This window comes from Granulicella sp. S156, assembly GCF_009766105.1.
Taxonomy (GTDB): domain Bacteria; phylum Acidobacteriota; class Terriglobia; order Terriglobales; family Acidobacteriaceae; genus Granulicella.
Genome location: NZ_LMUH01000025.1, coordinates 283,709 through 302,336 on the forward strand (window position 1 = coordinate 283,709; position 18,628 = coordinate 302,336).

14 protein-coding genes and 1 tRNA gene are annotated in these 18,628 nt (G+C 57.1%); 6 read left to right on the top strand and 9 right to left on the bottom strand.

From position 1 onward, the window contains the following. Positions 1 to 93: 93 nt before the first annotated feature. Together GSQ91_RS19995 and GSQ91_RS20000 are read right to left on the bottom strand one after the other, a co-directional pair. Complete coding sequence (locus tag GSQ91_RS19995; RefSeq protein WP_158823518.1) at positions 94 to 1,125, bottom strand: aldehyde reductase; 1,032 nt, start codon at positions 1,123 to 1,125, stop codon at positions 94 to 96. 39 nt (positions 1,126 to 1,164) lie between these two features. Further along, positions 1,165 to 1,728, bottom strand: coding sequence for a TetR/AcrR family transcriptional regulator (locus GSQ91_RS20000; protein WP_158823519.1), 564 nt, complete (start codon positions 1,726 to 1,728; stop codon positions 1,165 to 1,167). Positions 1,729 to 2,037: 309 nt separating this feature from the next. Between GSQ91_RS20000 and GSQ91_RS20005 the strand changes: the two genes are divergently transcribed. Further along, entirely contained in the window at positions 2,038 to 3,351 is a 1,314-nt protein-coding gene (locus GSQ91_RS20005) for a lipid-A-disaccharide synthase (RefSeq protein ID WP_254064749.1), read from the top strand. 129 nt (positions 3,352 to 3,480) lie between these two features. Continuing rightward, complete coding sequence (locus tag GSQ91_RS20010; protein WP_158823520.1) at positions 3,481 to 5,442, top strand: M1 family aminopeptidase; 1,962 nt, start codon at positions 3,481 to 3,483, stop codon at positions 5,440 to 5,442. A gap of 2 nt (positions 5,443 to 5,444) precedes the next feature. Here the strand turns inward: GSQ91_RS20010 and GSQ91_RS20015 are convergent, their stop codons facing one another. From GSQ91_RS20015 to GSQ91_RS20035, 5 genes are all read right to left on the bottom strand, one after another. After that, positions 5,445 to 6,029 (bottom strand): 3-hydroxyacyl-CoA dehydrogenase NAD-binding domain-containing protein, encoded by a 585-nt coding sequence (locus tag GSQ91_RS20015; RefSeq protein ID WP_254064750.1) that lies wholly within the window; start codon positions 6,027 to 6,029, stop codon positions 5,445 to 5,447. Between the two features lie 6 nt (positions 6,030 to 6,035). Next, positions 6,036 to 6,218: a hypothetical protein gene (locus GSQ91_RS20020; RefSeq protein ID WP_158823521.1), complete on the bottom strand. Its 183-nt coding sequence runs from the start codon at positions 6,216 to 6,218 to the stop codon at positions 6,036 to 6,038. 84 nt (positions 6,219 to 6,302) lie between these two features. Beyond that, positions 6,303 to 7,883 (bottom strand): 4-alpha-glucanotransferase, encoded by a 1,581-nt coding sequence (gene malQ, locus GSQ91_RS20025; protein ID WP_158823522.1) that lies wholly within the window; start codon positions 7,881 to 7,883, stop codon positions 6,303 to 6,305. A gap of 100 nt (positions 7,884 to 7,983) precedes the next feature. After that, on the bottom strand, positions 7,984 to 9,954 hold the full coding sequence (locus tag GSQ91_RS20030) for a peptidylprolyl isomerase (RefSeq protein ID WP_158823523.1): 1,971 nt from the start codon (positions 9,952 to 9,954) through the stop codon (positions 7,984 to 7,986). Positions 9,955 to 10,422: 468 nt separating this feature from the next. Then, positions 10,423 to 11,691 carry a BON domain-containing protein gene (locus GSQ91_RS20035; RefSeq protein WP_158823524.1) on the bottom strand — a complete coding sequence of 423 codons (1,269 nt, stop codon included), beginning with the start codon at positions 11,689 to 11,691 and terminating at the stop codon, positions 10,423 to 10,425. A 218-nt stretch (positions 11,692 to 11,909) separates the two neighbouring features. On the opposite strand from GSQ91_RS20035, the gene GSQ91_RS20040 reads away from it, so the two are divergent. Next, a tRNA-Met gene (locus GSQ91_RS20040) sits at positions 11,910 to 11,986 on the top strand. A gap of 1 nt (position 11,987) precedes the next feature. Here the strand turns inward: GSQ91_RS20040 and GSQ91_RS20045 are convergent. After that, positions 11,988 to 12,698, bottom strand: a complete 711-nt coding sequence (locus GSQ91_RS20045; RefSeq protein WP_158823525.1) for a tyrosine-type recombinase/integrase — start codon at positions 12,696 to 12,698, stop codon at positions 11,988 to 11,990. A gap of 309 nt (positions 12,699 to 13,007) precedes the next feature. On the opposite strand from GSQ91_RS20045, the gene GSQ91_RS20050 reads away from it, so the two are divergent. Together GSQ91_RS20050 and GSQ91_RS20055 are read left to right on the top strand one after the other, a co-directional pair. Further along, positions 13,008 to 13,778 carry a hypothetical protein gene (locus GSQ91_RS20050; RefSeq protein ID WP_158823526.1) on the top strand — a complete coding sequence of 257 codons (771 nt, stop codon included), beginning with the start codon at positions 13,008 to 13,010 and terminating at the stop codon, positions 13,776 to 13,778. 123 nt (positions 13,779 to 13,901) lie between these two features. Further along, positions 13,902 to 14,897 carry a hypothetical protein gene (locus tag GSQ91_RS20055; protein ID WP_158823527.1) on the top strand — a complete coding sequence of 332 codons (996 nt, stop codon included), beginning with the start codon at positions 13,902 to 13,904 and terminating at the stop codon, positions 14,895 to 14,897. A 400-nt stretch (positions 14,898 to 15,297) separates the two neighbouring features. Here GSQ91_RS20055 and GSQ91_RS20060 read toward each other — a convergent pair whose 3' ends face one another. Beyond that, entirely contained in the window at positions 15,298 to 15,954 is a 657-nt protein-coding gene (locus tag GSQ91_RS20060) for an HAD hydrolase-like protein (RefSeq protein ID WP_158823528.1), read from the bottom strand. A gap of 350 nt (positions 15,955 to 16,304) precedes the next feature. Here GSQ91_RS20060 and GSQ91_RS20065 point away from each other — a divergent pair, with 350 nt between their 5' ends. Next, positions 16,305 to 18,476, top strand: a complete 2,172-nt coding sequence (locus GSQ91_RS20065; RefSeq protein ID WP_158823529.1) for a hypothetical protein — start codon at positions 16,305 to 16,307, stop codon at positions 18,474 to 18,476. The last annotated feature ends 152 nt before the right edge of the window (positions 18,477 to 18,628 follow it).

Genomic DNA, 18,628 nt, shown 5'->3' on the forward strand with positions numbered 1-18,628 from the left:
ATCTCAGCCAGACATCATAAAGGCGAGCCAGGGAGAAGACCAAACAACAGCAAAAGCCTTGACGCAAAGAGCACAAAAGCAAAGACGCAAGAGCTAGCTTTTTATCAGTCCAAGGCGGACCAGACTTTCGCCCGCTGCAACGATAGATTCTTCGTTCGAACGGGGTGCCCATCCCAGGATGCGCTTAGCCTTTTCGTTCGAGACATTCTTTCTTTTTCCAAGTTCATGCACGACCTGCCTCAGGTCTGGCACGAAGAGGGCGAAGGTTCGCACCAGCCAATCCGGAATTTCGCGGGTCGGTGCCCGGCGGCCGGCATCGCCTAAGCGCTGCCTCAAGAAAGTTGCCACATCGAGGAGCGAGACCAATCCGCCGGCAACAGCGAGAAATCGCTCGCCGCTGGCAAGCGGATTGACCATCGCGCGAAGGTGCATATCAGCCACATCACGGACATCGACCGTGCCGAAGGCGATGTGGGGACAAAAGGGGAATCCATCCATGAGCCTCTGGATGAGGAAGATGGATGTCGAGAAATCAGGGCCAAAGGTCGGCCCGAAGATACCCACAGGATTGACCACGGAGAGTTCGAGATTGCCGCCTTCACTCCGGATGAAATCCCATGCCGCCCTCTCGGCAATTGTCTTGGACTTCTGGTAGGCGCCCACGCCTGGAGCATCGGTGTTGGTCCAGACCGTTTCGTCAAATGGAGCGGTCTGCTGCTTGTGCCCATATCCGACGGCGGCGAACGAAGACGTTAGAACAACACGTTCGACTCCTGCATCACGGGCAGCGCGTAACACGCGAAGGGCACCATCGCGGGCGGGGACGATGAGTTCGTCCTCATGTTTCGGCAGTGATCGAGGAAAGGGTGAAGCCACGTGGTGAACAAAGCGGCACCCCGCAACAGCTTCGCTCCAACCGGCATCCCGAAGGAGATCCGCAGTAACGAAGGTGAGCGCCTCCGGATACGGCGTGCCCGCGTTCGTCAGCATGGCACGAACATCCGCTTCCCGGCCGGGTGACCGTACGGTCGTGCGCACGCGGTACCCAGCACGGAGAAGTTGGTCGATACAGTGAATGGCAACGAAACCGGAGCCGCCTGTGACGAGAACGAGGTCTTTACTCATGGAAAAAGTATACACATAGACCGAACGTTCGCTCTAGTTTTAGGCTTTGACCATCTCCCACATACTTTCGGCAATCTCGCGTAACAGGGGTGTGGCAATCTTTTTCGGCTGGCGCGCAAGACGCGTGACAACGCCGAGTGTCATCTCCTCCAGCACATCTGAGGGCCATTCCTTGAGGACGCCTCCTCGCGATTTGCTGGAGAAGCGTTTGGCGAAAGCTACTGACCGCTCGTCCGTGGCCGCCTGTTCGGGAGTGCAGGCGAAACCTGCATGCTGATATTGCTCATAGAAACGCATCTCTCGCTGGTGCTTGCGATAGAAGTTGTAGAGACTGATGAATATCTGAACGAAGACGTGACCAGGTTCCTTTTCGACATCGAAATCAGCGAGGAACGCCTCAAGCTTGAGAGCGTAGATACGCACGTAAAGCGCCTGTATGATCTCTTCTTTGCTGGAGAAATGGTGATAGATGACGCCTGCGCTAGCCCCGGAACGCTGGCCGATCAGCGACATTGGCGCGTCATGAAAGCCGCGCTCGACAACGATGTCGAGCATCGCATCAAGAATAGCGTCGCGTTTCGACGGCTTCGATTTCAAGGCCATACTCGTATTGTTCCACGCTCGCGTCCTCTCACCTACCTAAAAGACCAGCCTGGAAGACTTCCTTGACCTCACAATAGCCGTCGCGAAACGTTGCTCTCTTAGCGCCCGTTGCGTCAAAGCTTTTCTGGCACCCCTTCATGAATAAGCAATAAAGCGTCCCCTCAAGCAAACCAATCAGCGTGCGATATTCGCCCATATAGCGCCATCCAAAGACAAACGTCACATCCCACCACGAAACGCCACAAAACTGATGCCCTCTTCAGAGCATCTGGAATCCTCGCTCAACAGAACTACACTGGAACTATCGCGATGAAGCCCAATCCGCGCATCTTCCTCTCTGCCGGCGAAGCCTCCGGCGACGCCTACGGCGCTGCCCTCATCGATACCCTGACCGAACGGCTTCCCGGTGCGGCTTTTACCGGCCTGGGCGGCTCTCAGATGGAGCGCGCTGGCCAGCAGCGCGTCGTCCGCGCCGAAGAGGTCGCCGTCATGGGCGTTACTGAAATCCTTCGCCACATCCCGCATATCTATGCGAGTTACCGCAAACTGGTCCGCTCCATCCGCGCCAACCGGCCTGACATCGCCGTACTTATCGACTTCCCCGATGTGAACTTCCGGCTAGCCAAGCATCTCCATCGAGCCGGAGTCCCCGTAGTCTGGTTCGTCAGCCCCCAACTCTGGGCCTGGAAGCGTCGCCGCCTGCGCTGGGTCCAGCAACGTGTCGACAAGATGCTCGTCATCTTCCCCTTCGAGGAGAGGTTCTACCGCGAACGCGGTGTCGATGCTCAATTCGTCGGCCACCCCCTGGCCGAGCTTCCGTTGCCCTCAATCTCTCGCGAGGCATACGCCGAGCAGCACGAACTGGACCCGGCAAAGACCTGGATCGCTCTTCTGCCCGGCAGCCGTTGGAAGGAGATTCGCGCCAATCTCCCGACGCTTCAGGAATTGGCCATGAGCGACCTGATCGCCAGCTCCGCAGCCTATACGACCTTCGACGGCAACAGAGTCCGGCAGCCACGAGATCCAGCAGCCCATACTCTCTATGAGTTCCTGCTGCCCGTCGCCTCCACCATCGATCCGACCCGGCTTCGGATCTACATCAACCAACTGAACGCCGAGCACCTGAAGTACTTCGGCCCGGAGGCCTCCAGACTACGCCTCACCTTGGTCCCAAACGCCTCCGAAGCACTCTTCCATGCTCGCGCCTCGGTCGTTGCCAGCGGCACGGCAACCGTCCTGGCGGCCATTGTTGGCAATCCATTTATCGTCGTCTACCGGGTCTCGGCGCTGACCTTTGCACTGGCCAAAAAGCTCGTCGAGTACCCCTCCGAATTCCCCAATATGCTCGATCTCGACGGCAACCTGCCGGTAGCGATGGTCAATCTCATCGCCGAACGGCGTATCGTTCCGGAGCTTCTCCAAAGCCGTTTCACCGCCGCCAACGTCGCCTCTGCCCTCTCCCCACTGCTGGCCGAGGGGCCAGAACGCGAGACCCAGATCGCAGCCCTGGCCAAAGTCCGCAACAAGCTCCGTGCGACGGATCAGACAGAGGGGTCTCCCATCAATCGTCTCGCCGAAGCCGTAGTCGATCTTCTCTCCACCGAACAGTCCGTAAGCCCTTAACCGTACAATCTCGTCTAAGACATTTGAACCGGAATCATTCATCCAGCAACCCAAACGACGGGGCACCATAACGATAGGGGCGCAGTGCCGGAACCGCGGCAAGCAGCCTTCGCCCAAGGACTTTACTGCATGATCCAACACCTCCGCAGCCTCTGCATCCTTCTGGTTGGACTCTCGCCACTTGCTCTCCACGCAGCGCCCCCGGGGAGACCGCAGATCGACATCACCGGCTATGTGATTCATGCCGACCTCGATCCAGCGACCGGAAAATTGAGCGCCACGGCGGCCGTTACCTTTACCGCGCTCGACGACCTCAACGTCGTCGTCTTCGGCCTGAACAACGGCCTGCAGGTCAGCAAGATTACCGACTCGACCAACGCCACACTGAACTCCGAGCGCAACGTCACCGACTCGACCATCCGGGTTACGCCTCCGGCTCTGGTAGCCAAGGGTTCCTCGACAACCTACACCTTTATCTACTCCGGGGCGCCAACGGTCGAAACCAGTCCGGTCGATGGCATTAAGCTCGTCCAGGTAGCCGATCCCGTCAGCATCCTGCTCTATGCGGGTCGCTGGTTTCCCATGACCGGTCTCTTCACAGACCGCTTCACCGCCGAGATGCACATCACAGTACCCGAGGGCGAACGCGTCGTCGGCAGCGGCGTAAGTGGTGAACACAAACTCCCCGGCGGCGGCACCGAGTTCGTCTTCAACTGGACCAAGCCAGGCTTTCCCGGAACCATCATCGCGGGCAAGTTTCTCCCGCCGATCAGCTCACCGGGCATTCCTAATATTCGTGCCTTCGTCACCGATAAGTACAAGGAAAAAGGCCACGACTTCACTTCCACAGTCGCTAGAGAATTCGAGTTCATGACCAACCTCTTTGGAGGTGCAGAGTCAGGGCGTCTAGAAGTTGTTGAACTCCCGGCGGATTCGGTCTCCGCCGCCTGGGCGCCCGAGATCGTCGCCATCCGCCCCGACCGGGCCAATACACGGCTGTTTGCAAACACCGTGGCGCACCAGTGGTGGGGATCGGAGATATCTCCTGCGTCTCTAAATGACGCGTGGATCACCAACGGCATGTCGCGCTACGCCGAACTCCTTTACCTCGAAGACTCCGCCGGCAAGAACGCCATGCAGTCCGCCATCACCGACATAGAAGCAGGTGCACTGGCCTACGACACCGAACCTCTCACCACGCTCGGCCGACTCGATCCCTTTTCACCGCAATTTCAGTCGATGACCCTTGAAAAGGGCGCGATGGTCTTCCATATGCTGCGCTGGGAGATGGGCGATGATGTCTTTCAGCAGTTTCTGCGCTCTCTGCTCTCTCAATACACTGACAAATCTGTCCATACAGCAAACGTCCTAACCGTCGCCGAGGCACAATCGAAGCTTCAACTCACTCCCTTCTTCTCGCAGTGGCTTGACGGCACCGGTGCACCCGAGTTCGGCAATAACTTCACCGTCTTCCGACTCGGCAACAGTAAGGGTTTCCGCACCGTCGGCTCCGTCACACAGGACCTGGATCTCTTCCGTATGCCTATCGAGCTGCGCATCGAAACCGAGGGCAAAACAGAAGAGCGCCGTGTCGATCTCTCCGGAACGGAATCGGCTTACTCTATCGAGACCTTTGGACGCCCGCGTCGCATCACCATCGATCCTGATAACTGGGTGCTTAAGAGCACACCCGACCTAGCCGTCCGTATTGCCGTGCTGCGCGGCCAGCAGGAGGTCGCACAAGGGGATCTGATGGCCGCCATCGCTGAGTACCAGAAGGCACTCGACTCCAATCGCGCCAGTTCGCTGGCCAACTACCGCCTCGCAGAGATCTTCTTCACCCAGCGCAACTATCAATCCGCCGCCAATTCCTTCCGCGATGCTCTCCGCGGGGACGGCGACCCTAAGTGGACCGAGGTCTGGTGCCACATCAATCTGGGTAGGATCTTCGACGTGACTGGACAGCGCGAACGTGCCGTCAACGAGTACCGCCTCGCCGTACAGACCAACGACAACACCCAGGGTGCGATCAACGAAGCCCGCGCACTGATGCAGAAGCCTTACCAGCGCGAGCAGGTTGCGACCAACTAAAGCTATAGGCGCAAGTTGGCGTTCTTCACCAGCATCGGCTCTTCGGTATCTTCAACAATCCGCGAAGAAAACCCGATGTCGAGCAAAAAAACACTCACCGCATCGGCAATCGAAGCCTGGAGAAACCGGCTGCGCACGATCTCCAACTCGCCCTCGAGCAGATTAGCCGTCGCGCCACGCAGCGCCACACAACGCCCGGAGCGATAGGTGCAGGAGGCAAGATCCGTGATGCTCAACGCGCGCGTGGGCGTGCAAAGGATCGTGCGTGGCGGAGCCATGCGGTCCAACAGACTGAAGATCTCCAGCTTGGATTCAAGTTCGTCAGGAACGAAGTCGATCACCAGGTCCGCATCGTGCACAGCGTCTTCGACGGTGCCAGCATAGCGCAAGGAACCCGTCGCGCCCACCGCCGCAACAAACTCTACATATTCATCCTGCGCGCGCCGGAGGTTCGAGGGCATTACATCCTCAAGCACAACCTGTACCCCAGCGCCCGCACAACGAAACGCGAAGGCACGCCCTGCAGAACCAGCACCAATGACGGCTACCGATCGCACATGAAAGGCGCCGTGCTCCTGAGCGGACATAAACCGTTACTTGGCCGAGACGGCGGTTAAAACCGATTCGTAGCTCGGGTCTGCCTTGCGAATATGCTCGGCGACGCGCTCACGCTCCTCGGGTGTCAGCACCGGCAGCACGGACAAAATGCGGCGCAGGGTTACTGAGATATCGTCAACGTAGTTCATGGTGCGAATAGCTTCTCCAGAAAGTGGCACGAATAGCTCCTCAATTTTCTTTAAGTGTACGCGCCCGCAACGAGGGAAACCCATTCCACCACGCGAGCAATTTGGTTAGCTCCATCAAATAACAGACCCTTCATCCACACGGAAATGGGCCTCATCCGTTGGACCGCCTGCCCCCTCACCCTCGACCGGCTTTTCGTAGCCGTCGCGATCGGTCATCTCCATGATCGCAGCCAACTTCGTCGCGAAGTCCGGATGCAGCGCATTCGGCGCATAACGCCATGTCCAGTTACCACTCGCAGCCGCTGGGACGTTCATGCGGGCCTCGCTACCGAGGTGCAGAACGTCCTGCAAAGGAAAGATACAGGTCGTCGCAACCGAACCGGCCGCCGCCCGGATCATCGCCCAGACGATGTCACCATCATGGTCGATGCGCTGCAGATACATCTGCACATTGGCGCGTTCTACCGGCGAGGCGTCATCACGCCACCAGCCAAGGGTAGTATTGTTGTCGTGCGTGCCCGTGTAGACCACGGTGTTGGGCACATAACGATGCGGCAAATATAGATGAGCACCCCTGTCCGCGAAGCCGAACTGCAGGATGCGCATTCCGGGCATACCGAAGTACTCGCGCAGCTCGTCGACCTCAGGAGTGATGAGGCCGAGATCTTCAGCGATGAACGGTAAATCGCCGAAGATCTCTTTGAGCCGCTGAAACAGGGGCCGGCCAGGAGCTTTCACCCACTGGCCATTGATAGCGGTCTCTTCTTCCGCAGCAACCGACCAGTAGGCCTCGAAACCACGGAAGTGGTCCAGACGTACGTTGTCATAGAGCGTCAGCGCACGGCGGATGCGCGCAACCCACCAGTCGAAGCCATGCTCTTCCAGCAACTTCCATTTGTACAGCGGATTGCCCCAGAGCTGGCCCGTCTTCGAGAAGTAATCTGGCGGCACTCCTGAGACACGGATTGGTTTGCGCTGATCGTCGAGCTCGAAGATCTCCGGATGCGTCCACACGTCGGCGCTATCGTAGCTGACAAAGATCGCGACATCGCCCAGAATGGCGATCTTGCGCTCCGCACAGTAGGCGCGCAGCGCCATCCACTGTTCGTTGAAGAAGAATTGAACAACCTGCTCGATCGCCAGTTCGCGGCTGCTTTCATTCAGCAGCGTGGCCATCGCAGTCGTGTCGCGCAAGGCGTATTCGGGAGGCCACTCGATCCAGCTCGCATAGCCGAAACGCTGGCGCAGCACGTTGAATATCGAGTAGTCGGTGAGCCATGAGGTATTGTCCTGCGCGAAACGATGGAAGCGCGCACGGTCTTCGTCACCGGCGCGGTCGAGAAAATTCGCCGCCGCTTCTTCAATAAGCGGATGCTTGAGCGAAAAGGCGGCCCCAAAATCACACGGGCCGTCGTTGCCGGGAAGCCCTTGAATGCGATCCCATCCAATCCATCCGGCTTCGGCGAGCCGTTCCAGACTGATCAAAAGAGGGTTTCCAGCAAACGCCGAGAGTGCGGAGTAGGGCGAACTGCCGTAGCCCGTCGGGCTGAGCGGAAGCACCTGCCACAAACGCTGCTTTGCCGCGGCCAGAAAGTCTACAAAGTTATAGGCCGCTGGACCGAAATCGCCGACACCACCATAAGAAGGCAGTGACGTTACATGCAACAAGACCCCTGAGATGCGCTCCGTGGCCATCGAACCCCCTAGCGCCAATCGATCTAAAACGTAGGACGTAAACAAGCAGCGCCGGGATGCGTAGTCGCTTCCCGGCGCTGAAAAGAATGATGCAGTTTCACTAACGCCCGCCGAACGGCGAAGCAGGCTGCTTGGCGCTGTACACAATCGCTTTAGCCTTCTCGTATTTGTCCATCAGAGAGCCGACAAAGACATTGAATACCTCTTCGCGCTGCGCGTTCAAGAGTTTCTCCCGGCTAGCCGGAAGGTTCTTTGCAATATCGTCCGCAGTAGGCTCCTGTTTATCAACAAGCTGCAGCACACCGCCACCAGGGCCCTCATTTATGGGACCAGAGATACCACCCTTGGGCAACGAGAACGCCACAGAAGCCGGTCCGGTGAGCGCACCCAGATCGGGAACCTGAGCGTCACGACCGACCAAATCACTCGTCTTCAGCGGGAGGTTCATTTCTGCTGCAGCCTTCTTCAAATCGTTGAGCACCTTGGCACGATCTGCAAGCTTGATCAGCTCAGAATTGAGGATCTCCGGGGTCTTCTGCGCGCGGTAGTCGTCGAGAATGTGAGGCTTGTAGTCAGCAAAGTCCGGCGCATGTGCCGCCTTAATGTCGTCTACCTGGAATACTGCATAGCCTTCACCCGTAGAAGCCGCTGCCGGAGCGGCGCCCTTGGTCACAGTGAATGCCTGTGTCAGAACACTGGAGCTGTCGGCCAAACTGGCGATCACACCGTCGTGGCCAATATAGTCGGTCGTCACAAGATGCAGACTGTGAGCATCCGCGGTCTTCTGCATGCCATTCTTCTTTGCTTCAGCGGCAAGCTGGTTGGCATAGTTCTGCTCCGCGGCTCCAGCCTTTTGCTGTTCCAGCAGAGGAACGATCGTGTCCTTGACCTCAGCCAGCGACTTCGCGTGCGCCTCGTCCTTCTGCTCGGTCTGGATGATGTGATAGCCGAACTGCGTACGCACCAAGTCCGATGTCTGGCCTGGATTCAAGGCCATCGCGGCCTTTGAATACTCAGGAACAAACCCGCTGGTCGGCATCAGCGGCAACTCGCCGCCCTGGTCCTTGCTGCCGGGATCGTCTGAGTTCTTCTTGGCGAGATCCGCGAAGTTGCCACCAGCTTTGATCTGCTTCAAGATGTCCTCAGCCTTGGCCTTAGCGGCAGCATCCGTCTTCGCATCCGCGCCCTTAGCGACAGCGATCAGAATATGCCGTGTCTTCACCTGCTCTGCAACCTTGTACTGGTCCTGATGCGCGCTATAGTAGGCCTGCACATCGGCATCGCTCACCTGGGGCTTGCCGCCCGGAAGGTTGGAGGCGTCGAAGGAGAAGAGCTCAAGCTTGCGTGTCTCGGGAACAGCATTTGCATAGCGAGCAGCATTCTGCGTGAAGAAGGCCTGCAGATCACTGTCACTGGGATTGATCGTCTTCTTGATATCGCTGGACAAAATCACAGCATAGTCGAACTTGACCTTGGTTCCCTGCTGCATATAGTCCGCTCGCACGGCACTGTCCGAGACAGTGACACCACCCGTAACCAACGACTGGAGGCGCTGCAGTTCAAGATCCGACTTCACCTCGGTCTCGAAGTCGGGCACAGAGATGCCGAAGTACTGCTGCACGAAGTTGATGTACTGATCCTGACCAATGAACTTGCCACCCGGGAACAGGTATTGGGAGAGGGTTCCCGTCCGCAGGAAAGTCCGCAGATCGTCGTCGCTCACCTGCAGGCCCAAACGGTCGGCCTCCAACCCAAGCACCTTGCGCTCCACCTGCTGCTGGCCGATGCGACCGATCAACAGCGGCGCATACTGCTCAGGCAGATGTTGCTGCTGGAGTTGCTGCATCGTCTGACGCTGCACTTCCGCTGTCTGCACCTGAGCGGTGCCACCGAGGATCTTGCCGAAGATACCCGGCGTATGGATCGTCGCGTAGACCGCTGGGTTGTTGCTCGCGCCATTGTCGAAGATGCCGGGAACCAGGGTGATGACCATCGTGATGATGGCAGCGCCAATAACGAGCGCAAAGATGGCTTTGGTGAGCCGGTTGTCTTGCTGCAGAATACGAATCATGCTTGGCTAACGACCTTCACTTCGCGCGAGTCCAGAGAGGAAACCTCGCGTGCCCGGGATTTTTGCGCACGGCTGATGCTCCGTCCCATACTGTTGGACGCACCACGCCTGCTTGCAGGGGCTCGCTCTAAAGTATAAATCAGCGCAGCACGGCGCTCCGCTGCAAAAGATGGCAATCGAGGTATAAACGCCGCTACCTGGTCCAACCGAGAGGAGCACCTCCCGCCATCCGCTCCTTCGGCAACCCTCAGGGGCGCTATGGCAAATTTGAGGGATGATGTTCAGAAATTCTGCCACGGTATTGTGAAACTGGCCTAAACGGTCTTGGTCCGGACTTCGCAGTGCCTTGCAACCGGTTCGGTTCGCCGCAAGTCAAACATCGCCAAGGCACGACTTTGTGATTCCACGTAAAACTGAGCCGCCGGAGTATCTCTCCGGCGGCTTTGGCTTTCTGTCTTCCGATTCAGCTTAATACGGCCTGTAGTACACCGGGCCATAGGGATAAGGACCGGGGCCATAGCGAACCGGTGTAGGACCTGCAGCATAGGACAACCGTGCCATCTCCTGCTGCGACACCGTCGTTACCGTAGTCGGCTGGGCAAGCGTGAATGTCAGTACAGACTCCGGTGGCACAATCACGCGCCCGTTAGGCGAGGCAGCCGAGCTTGCGACACCCGCTGCACCGCCAACACCCGCACCGATGGCTGCACCAGCACCACCGCCTGCCACCGCACCAACGATCGCTCCGAGCGCACCCAGGCCAATCGCACTATTCACCGTTCCGGTCGTCTTGTCACGACCGGCTTGTCCCCAGGGGTTCGTTGCCAAAGGATACGTCTGACCGCCAAGCGTGAGGCTCGTCAACTGCAAAGAGAGCTCTCCCCGTCCCTTTAGGGTGCCAGCCTTTTTCGCGTCGACTACCGTTCCCTGAATCGAGGCGCCACGTGGAATAGCAACTGCGCCATTCGCTACGATGTCATTCATCACAATTCCAGTAAAGGGCGTTCCTGGCTGGACATGATTAGAGTCCAGGCCCCGATCGATACGTACCTGCAACGCCACCCCACCGGGCACTGTAACTTGCAGGCCAGCCCGCTGACCAGCATGAGGTCCACCGTTGGGAGAGCCGGGCGCATAGTTATTGCTATACAACGGCTGACGTGGTCCAGGTCCAGGCTGGCCATTGGGAGGCGGAGGTGGCCCACCAGCGGGTGCGCCATTGCCGTATCCAGGCTGTGAGGGTTGATTGCTGTTGTCTGCCTGCACCGGAGGCTGTTGGCCTTGATCGCCGGGCTGCGCCGGAGCATACGTTCCGTCCGACTGTAGAACCATATTGTTACCAGGGTTGTTCCCTGGATCGGAACCGGGGTTATTGCCCGGTGCACCCTGTTGCTGAGTGTCGCCATTGTTGTCGGCAACCGCCGCTGGAGTGTCACCAAGGGTTAGCTCGTCAACCACCTTCTTCACGCCATCGGCGCGTGCTACCAGGTTCTCTGCCTTGCTGCGTGCGGCCTCGTCATGCACATTTCCCGAGAGAGTCACAGTACCGTAGACAGTCGTGGACTGGATGTTCTGCGTAGAAAGCTCGGGAGCAGTAGCCAATTGCCGGAGGACGTTAGCTTCAATCTGAGCATCCGAAACAGTCGGCTTATCCTGCGCCTGCGCGCCTACCGCAGCAAATGCAAGCCCACCGGCCAGCACGACCCCACTCAGATGATTTATTTGACGAAAACTCATAACTTTTCTCCCTCCAGGGGATTTAGCGACCATAAGACCAACTCCATTGACCTTGCCAACCCGGCCAATATTCCTATCTAAGGGCCGCTGCCCCGCACTATCATTGACGCGATTCCAAGAGAAAAGTTCCGGTTTCTTATAGGTGCATCTTCTTCAGCACACCCCATGAGGCCGTAGCCCGAATTGACCTCTGCCGCCTTGTAACGTTATAGTCAAAGAGCGGGGTGGAGCAGCCCGGTAGCTCGTTGGGCTCATAACCCAAAGGTCGTAGGTTCAAATCCTACCCCCGCAACCACTTAGCCGAAAGGCCAACCCCAAATAACCCCACGTAAGAGCGACTCCAGGTCTCCGTGGGGTTTTGGTGCGTTTGCAAGGTTCCTTTGCATGGCTATGCGCTCCTCAGTGCCTTCCTTAACGACTTTCGTATTTGCTTCGCGTTTCGCTTCCATCAACGCGTTGCCGTAGACGTTCATCGTGGTCGAGATTTGGGCGTGCCTCATCAGCTTTTGCTGCACCCCCATTGGCGCTCCCGTGTCATCCAGCCAGGAACGGTAGGTGTGGCGGAAGGTGTGCCCCCCGATCCCGTCATACTTCCCTGCTGCTTCCCAGCGATCCTCATGGATCGGCAAGCGACCGCCGTTCGGAACTGGGCTGTCCTGTCGGCACCAGACTCCGCCCCCGGCACCGCACTTCGGACACTCAACTAGGCAGCACCCGGCAGGCCGGATATAGTCCTGCTGGATGGGAGCCGCATGGTAGTGACGCCAGGGGACGTGGCTGCGGAAGACCAATTCCAACCCCATGGATGGGGTTGGATCCTCGGTTGCGGCCTCCCTCTCGGACTGAAGCTTCCAGTCCAGAAGAACCGTCGCGAACTCAGGATCGAGCGGAAGCTCATCCTCGGAGTACTCCGTCTTCACCATCTTGACGCGACCGTGAACAACGGCTCGGACGACCCTCATACTGAGGTTCGCGAAGTCGATGTCCTCCCATTCGAGTGCCAGCACCTCTTCAGCACGTCGGCGTACAATTTGAACTGACAGAGCGTGTCTATGAAATATCGATTGGGCCCCCTTTCAAAGGGAGTCGCAGTGTGGTTTTCGCGGTTGCGTTTTGAAGAGAGTGCAGAACAGCTCCCCATCGGTAGTCCTGCGGGAGAGGCCGCTTTCCTGGCAAGAATTGAGCTCGATACAACCGGATCTGACTCCCAGAGCAAGGCTTTACAAGCCAAGCCGTATCTTCGAAGGCTTTGCTTCGGTGCCTCCTCAGGTTTGTTCCTTTCATGTTTGCTGTTTCAAGCGGTTCAGGCGGAAGGCATGCACTTCGCTTGCCCTGCCGAAAGCGATCTCTCCACCTCATCGACCATCCTTCGTGCCGGCCTTCCGAATCGAGACCGAGTCCCAGGATACACAGGATGCATTCGTTCGGCGGGTTTCTCTGCGGTGGAAGCGAGTTCTCCCGCAATCGCACCACGACTTATCGTGATCGGTTTTATGGGAGGGCGGGTCAAGGGCGGCAATCTCATACACAGAGAAGCCCAGCTCGCGAAGGAGTTGCAAGAGAGCTATCCACTCCGTGTGGATGCTGCCGTCTTTGCCAATCACCATGCGCAAGATGCTCTCGGACTCGTCCTGCATCTCCTGGACCGGAATCAGGATGGCCATCTGAGCGCGACCGAAAAGAACTCTGCCCGTATTGTGATCTACGGACATAGCTGGGGAGCATCGGAGACCGTCGCCTTCGCCAGGCAACTTAACGTGCTCAAGATTCCCGTGCTGCTGACCATTCAGGTGGATAGCGTCCAGAAACAGAACGAAAATGATGCAGATATTCCACCTAATGTCCGTGAAGCAATCAACTTCTATCAGACCGAGGGACTGCTGCATGGCCGCACTCTGATTGTGGCCATGGACCCGGCAAAGACGACGATCCTGGGAAATTTCGAGTCATCCTACAGACACAGCCCCGTTTCCTGCGCGAAGTATCCCTGGATTGCCAGGGTTTTCATGAAACCTCATATTGAGATCGAGAACGACCCCTCTGTATGGGAAAAGATCACTGCGCTCATTCAGGAAAAACTTTCCTAAATCGGAGTCGTTTCCAGTTCGCAGGCACGGTCTATCCCATTGGTTAGCATCCTATCAAGGGTGAACTATAGCGTAAGAATTGGCAGAACTTGCTCGAAACGTCTCTTTCCGGTCTCCCTTGCCTTGCTCAGCCTCTTGGTGATGGAGAACTATGGACATGCCTCCGTCGCATTGCTGATGGAAGAACCCTACGGCAAGTTCGGGGCCATGAATCCAACCGGCCATGCGGCGATCTACCTGAATCACATTTGCGCGGATTCTCCCATCGTCCTTCGGCCCTGTCATGATGGGGAGTTTGGCGTTGTCATCAGCCGCTATCACAAGATCGACGGCTATGATTGGATCGCTATTCCTTTAGTCGCGTATCTCTATGCCGTCGACGCACCCGGCGGTATTCCTTCGACGGTGGACAAGGACCAAGTCGCGGCGTTGCGCAATGCCTATCGCCAGCAGCATCTGCTGGATCTCGCCCCGGACGATAAAAAGGGTGGCGTCCCGAAGGGTGAGTGGACCGAATTGGTGGGATCGTCGTACGACCGCACCATTCACGGCTTCCAGGTAGACAGCAATTCAGAGCAGGATCAGCGCTTCATTGCCATCTTCAACGACCGCAAAAACGTCGGTCACTTCAATCTGCTCTTCCACAACTGCGCGGACTTCTCTCGCGTGGTGCTCGATATCTATATGCCGCACGCGGTTCACCGCAACCTCATCGCCGATGTAGGCCTCACGACGCCCAAGCAGGTAGCACGCTCTCTGGTGGAGTATGGGAAGAAGTATCCCGAGGTCAACATGACCGCCTTCATCATCCGGCAGGTGCCTGGCAGCATACCCCGCAGCCATCCTGTCGATGGCGTAGCCGAATCCCTGGTGAAGAGTAAAAAGTATGTCATCCCCCTGGCCGTGTTCGCTCCTGAACTGACCGGTGGAGCGGTCGTTGCCTATCTGGCCGACGGCCGTCTGAAGCTGCCCAAAGGGGCGACGGTCCTGAACATCGGCGACCAGGAGATCAGCGACACCGACATGCCGGAGACATCCATCCCCGATCCTCGCAAGCCGCTCCCGGTTAGTTCTGAACCGGCAGCTACAGCGGCCGCCCCACCGGCCCCCAAACTCTGACAGGTCCGCTACGGACAAGCCCCGCAGTTGTTCCGGTCCGATCACGACGAAGTGCTGAGGAACCTCGGATTAAGTCCTTGCTTTGGAGGGGCGGGACTTTCAGTCCCGCCGTAAACGGCAACGAGCGACACACACCGTCGGCTGGCTAATCTTTGGGATACAGCTTATGAGGTCGCCGGAAGCGAAAAACGAATCCAACGACCATTGGTGAGAAATCCCGAAGCGGAAATGCGAACAAAAGGCGACGATCCAAGGCTCACAAAATCAAGCCCACCCCACGAGGTTTCAACCCCAAACCAACCCCCAAATAAGAACTCCCTAAACCTACTTTCAACGACTTTCTCCTCCATCGATTCCTGCTGAACCTTCATCTGACTCAAAATCGAACTTACTTGGCTGGCTATTGCGGCTTTGACGTCGGAAACGATTCTCCATACAGCTCCACCGCCACCGCCTCTGGACTCAAGAACGCGTGCTGGACATGGTGCTGTAGTAGCACATCGAGCCGAGTGTAGCCCCAGGCAACAGCGCCAAAGGGAATTTTGATCTGGCCAGCAGCTTCAACATCCCGGATTTCATCTCCTATCAGGAGCGCATCGGACGCCGCAATCCCAGTCATACCCAAAATTCTGCGAATGCGTGACGCCTTACCGAAGAGAGAACTCCCGCACTCGATATGGCGAAAGCGCCCAACGTGCGTGGGCGACAAGACATGCTCTACAACAGCTGAGGCATTTGAGCTCAAGACCGTTAATATGGCGCGCGTCTCTGATAGCTCCCTGAGCATCGTATCCACGCCACCAAAGAGAGATATCTCGTTCACATGATTCTGCATGCTTGCTCGCATGTATCTTGCAAGCAATGGAAGCTTGTAAAGCGGCACACCATGATGTTCGAAGATCTGGCGAGCAGTCATGCCCCGCAGGAGTGCCAGATTCTCCCGATCGAGCTTCCTGAATCGAAACTTTCTCGCTGCATCATCAAAGATTTCCAAAGATAAAGCGAAAGTGTCTGCAAGTGTCCCATCGAAGTCAAAGATCAGCAGTTTAGGCGGCAAGCTCGAGGGACTCCAATCGATTCAAGTTCTGATTGCAAGAATACGGTTCATAGAGCCTTCAGAATAGTTCCCCCCTAAAAATACAAGCATTTCCAAGTTCTTGATCAAGTAGAGATCAGGTCTATACAAGGCAAGTAAGACCAAAGACTCCACACCATCGAACACACGGCAGGGTGGTCTCACCAGAAACGACGCCACTTGAGCATGGGCACAATCGTGCTTCGCCCTCAATAAATCTGGGGATCTGGCACCATCGAAACCTGGAATCTGGCTCTACCCGGGCATTTATGCCGCGAGTATGTTTGGGGTCGCAGCACCCACCACTCAAACACACCCTCGGGGATACCATCATGGCTAGGTCCAGCAGCGCATCACGCAGCAAAGCTCAGACAGGTTCCGGCCCAGCCGCCACTCTGACACAAGCTCAGGGCATGATTCAGGATTATCAGCAGATCATGCAGCCACCGGTGTCGAACCAAATGGCCAACGCCTTCTTCGCGGTCCAACGTCATCCGAAGCACGCGAAGAGGACTGAGTTGGTGACCGTCAACCCCGACAATGGCCTGATCTGGTTTTATCCAGACCATAGCTCCAATTCCGGTTGGTCGCATGAAGTAAGCACTATTTATGACGCGCCAACGGATAGCAATGGCCCGATTCTACCGACTGCTTTGTTGCCCTTCTATCAGCGGGAGACGCTCTATGTTTTTGCCGAGTACGGCAATGAACCGAGCAACGGAGTGACTACCGCTCAACTGTTAGGCATGCAATGGACTGAGTCCAGAGGGTGGGCTGAGGCGAGCCTGCCCTCGCCGTTGCGATCCATTCTGTTGCAGATGACTCAGGCCTCGCTGTTCTTCGATGAAGACGGCATGGGCTATCTGTATGGCGTGACGTATAGCTTCAGCAACCAGGCGACCCTCGTCATTGTCGGCGTGGAGCCGAATGGATTCGAACTGACGACGCTCTATTTGGGACCGGCGATCACAGGTGCCAGCTATAAGCTGCTTTCGGGCACACAGAACAAACAACTCATCATTATGAGCCTACAGTGTTCGACAGCAACCTTCGCGAGCGCGATCAAAGAGGCCGGAAGCATCAGCCTGACGGGAGAGACCAGTAGCCAGGACCTCGGCGTCGGTGACCTTACTGCGGATACAGTTGTTCCGATTGCGCGCGGTTCAGCCCCCCAGCCGAGCTTTCTTCTACTCACTCAGGCTCAGTCGTTATACCTGGTGGTTGGCAATGGTCTTGATGGGAGTCCCGCAGCTACAGCCACGCAGATCACCGGTGGAACCAATCAACCGGCAGCTTTAATCTCTATCACCGGTGGAAGCCAGGAAGGTGGAGGTGCCTTCACAGCCTTTGCACTTGATGCTGCTTCAAATTCCCTATGGACACTGACCCAGACCTCCTCAGGGGGAAGCTACGCCTGGGTACCGATGGGCAATATCGGCATCGCAATCGCCGCACCGCAGTTTATGGCGGGCGGGCCCGAGATGTTCTTGTGCAGTGAAAAAACAATTGTGTCGCACATCACACAGCGTGCAAGCACGGGTTCCTGGTTCACGCTGCCCATTGCAACGCCCTCACTGGACACGCAGCCGATCACTGAGACGGCGAGCTACAGTCAGCAATTCACGTTAACTTCGACATCAACCGGTATGGTGATGCCGAGGGAAGTCCTAAGTATTTATTCAAACCCGGCCCAGGTGCTGGTCATCAATAACATCGCTTACAACTCTTCGCCAACCTCTCCGGCGATCGTCCAAACTGATCCCAGCGGCAATCTGACCGTTACTTCGGCTGCCACTGGCTTGGCTTCACCCATTCTGTCGGTCACGGGTGCAGCATTAACCGGAACCCCAGCAAACAGCTATCGCGGCGACCTGCAACTGCATCAGAGGATCGCTGGGCAAGGCTTTATTTATAACGGCCAGAGCCTCATTACCGGCGGTGTGCTGCCAGCGAGCGCGTCATCAGATGATTCGAATGAGTTAGCCACCAATCTGCAGCAGTTGAGCGGCGTGGCCGTCAACCTTGGCACTGGCTCCTCGAGCAGCGCCCTTAAGGGCGCGCGGAGATCGAGTCTGATGCAGATCCGCGAAGGAAAATTGCACTGTCGGCAGATTACCCATGAGGAATATGCCGCGATTGCAGGAACCTCCGAATCTGTATTCGGTGATGCCTGGGGCGGTTTTGCGCATTTCTGCAAACAAGCCTGGAATGACATCACACAGATCGCACTGGAGATCGCTGAGAAGACGGCTACCATCGCCGTCTCGATTTACAACTCGACCAAGAACTTTATGCTGACCACGATTGACGACATTCGCGACGCGCTGGAAGTCATCCTTCAGTGGATGGCGAAGTTGTGGAACGAGATTGTCAACGTCCTCGAAAAGTTTATTGAGTTCATCAAACTATTGTTCGACTGGGACAAAACCCTTAACACGAAGGCAGTTGGGGATATCGAATGCATCGGACAACGGGTATGGTTTCATCCAGTGTCTGGTCTGTGAATCGCCATCGACTTCCACTTCCGATGAGGTTCCCTACGGCGCATTGGCCTTCTTCGATACCACTGTGACGGATCCCAAAGTTGGCGGAGGATGCTCCATTAACTGGAGTCCGGCTCCTGCAATAGATGCAGGGAGGGTGCGGCGGCATGCTA

Bases quoted from the DNA above. Each gene is read 5' to 3' on its own strand.
- GSQ91_RS19995 (WP_158823518.1), bottom strand. From the start codon at position 1,125: ATGAGTAAAGACCTCGTTCTCGTCACAGGCGGCTCCGGTTTCGTTGCC.
- GSQ91_RS20000 (WP_158823519.1), bottom strand. From the start codon at position 1,728: ATGGCCTTGAAATCGAAGCCGTCGAAACGCGACGCTATTCTTGATGCG.
- GSQ91_RS20005 (WP_254064749.1), top strand. From the start codon at position 2,038: ATGAAGCCCAATCCGCGCATCTTCCTCTCTGCCGGCGAAGCCTCCGGC.
- GSQ91_RS20010 (WP_158823520.1), top strand. From the start codon at position 3,481: ATGATCCAACACCTCCGCAGCCTCTGCATCCTTCTGGTTGGACTCTCG.
- GSQ91_RS20015 (WP_254064750.1), bottom strand. From the start codon at position 6,029: ATGTCCGCTCAGGAGCACGGCGCCTTTCATGTGCGATCGGTAGCCGTC.
- malQ (WP_158823522.1), bottom strand. From the start codon at position 7,883: ATGGCCACGGAGCGCATCTCAGGGGTCTTGTTGCATGTAACGTCACTG.
- GSQ91_RS20030 (WP_158823523.1), bottom strand. From the start codon at position 9,954: ATGATTCGTATTCTGCAGCAAGACAACCGGCTCACCAAAGCCATCTTT.
- GSQ91_RS20035 (WP_158823524.1), bottom strand. From the start codon at position 11,691: ATGAGTTTTCGTCAAATAAATCATCTGAGTGGGGTCGTGCTGGCCGGT.
- GSQ91_RS20050 (WP_158823526.1), top strand. From the start codon at position 13,008: ATGCACTTCGCTTGCCCTGCCGAAAGCGATCTCTCCACCTCATCGACC.
- GSQ91_RS20065 (WP_158823529.1), top strand. From the start codon at position 16,305: ATGGCTAGGTCCAGCAGCGCATCACGCAGCAAAGCTCAGACAGGTTCC.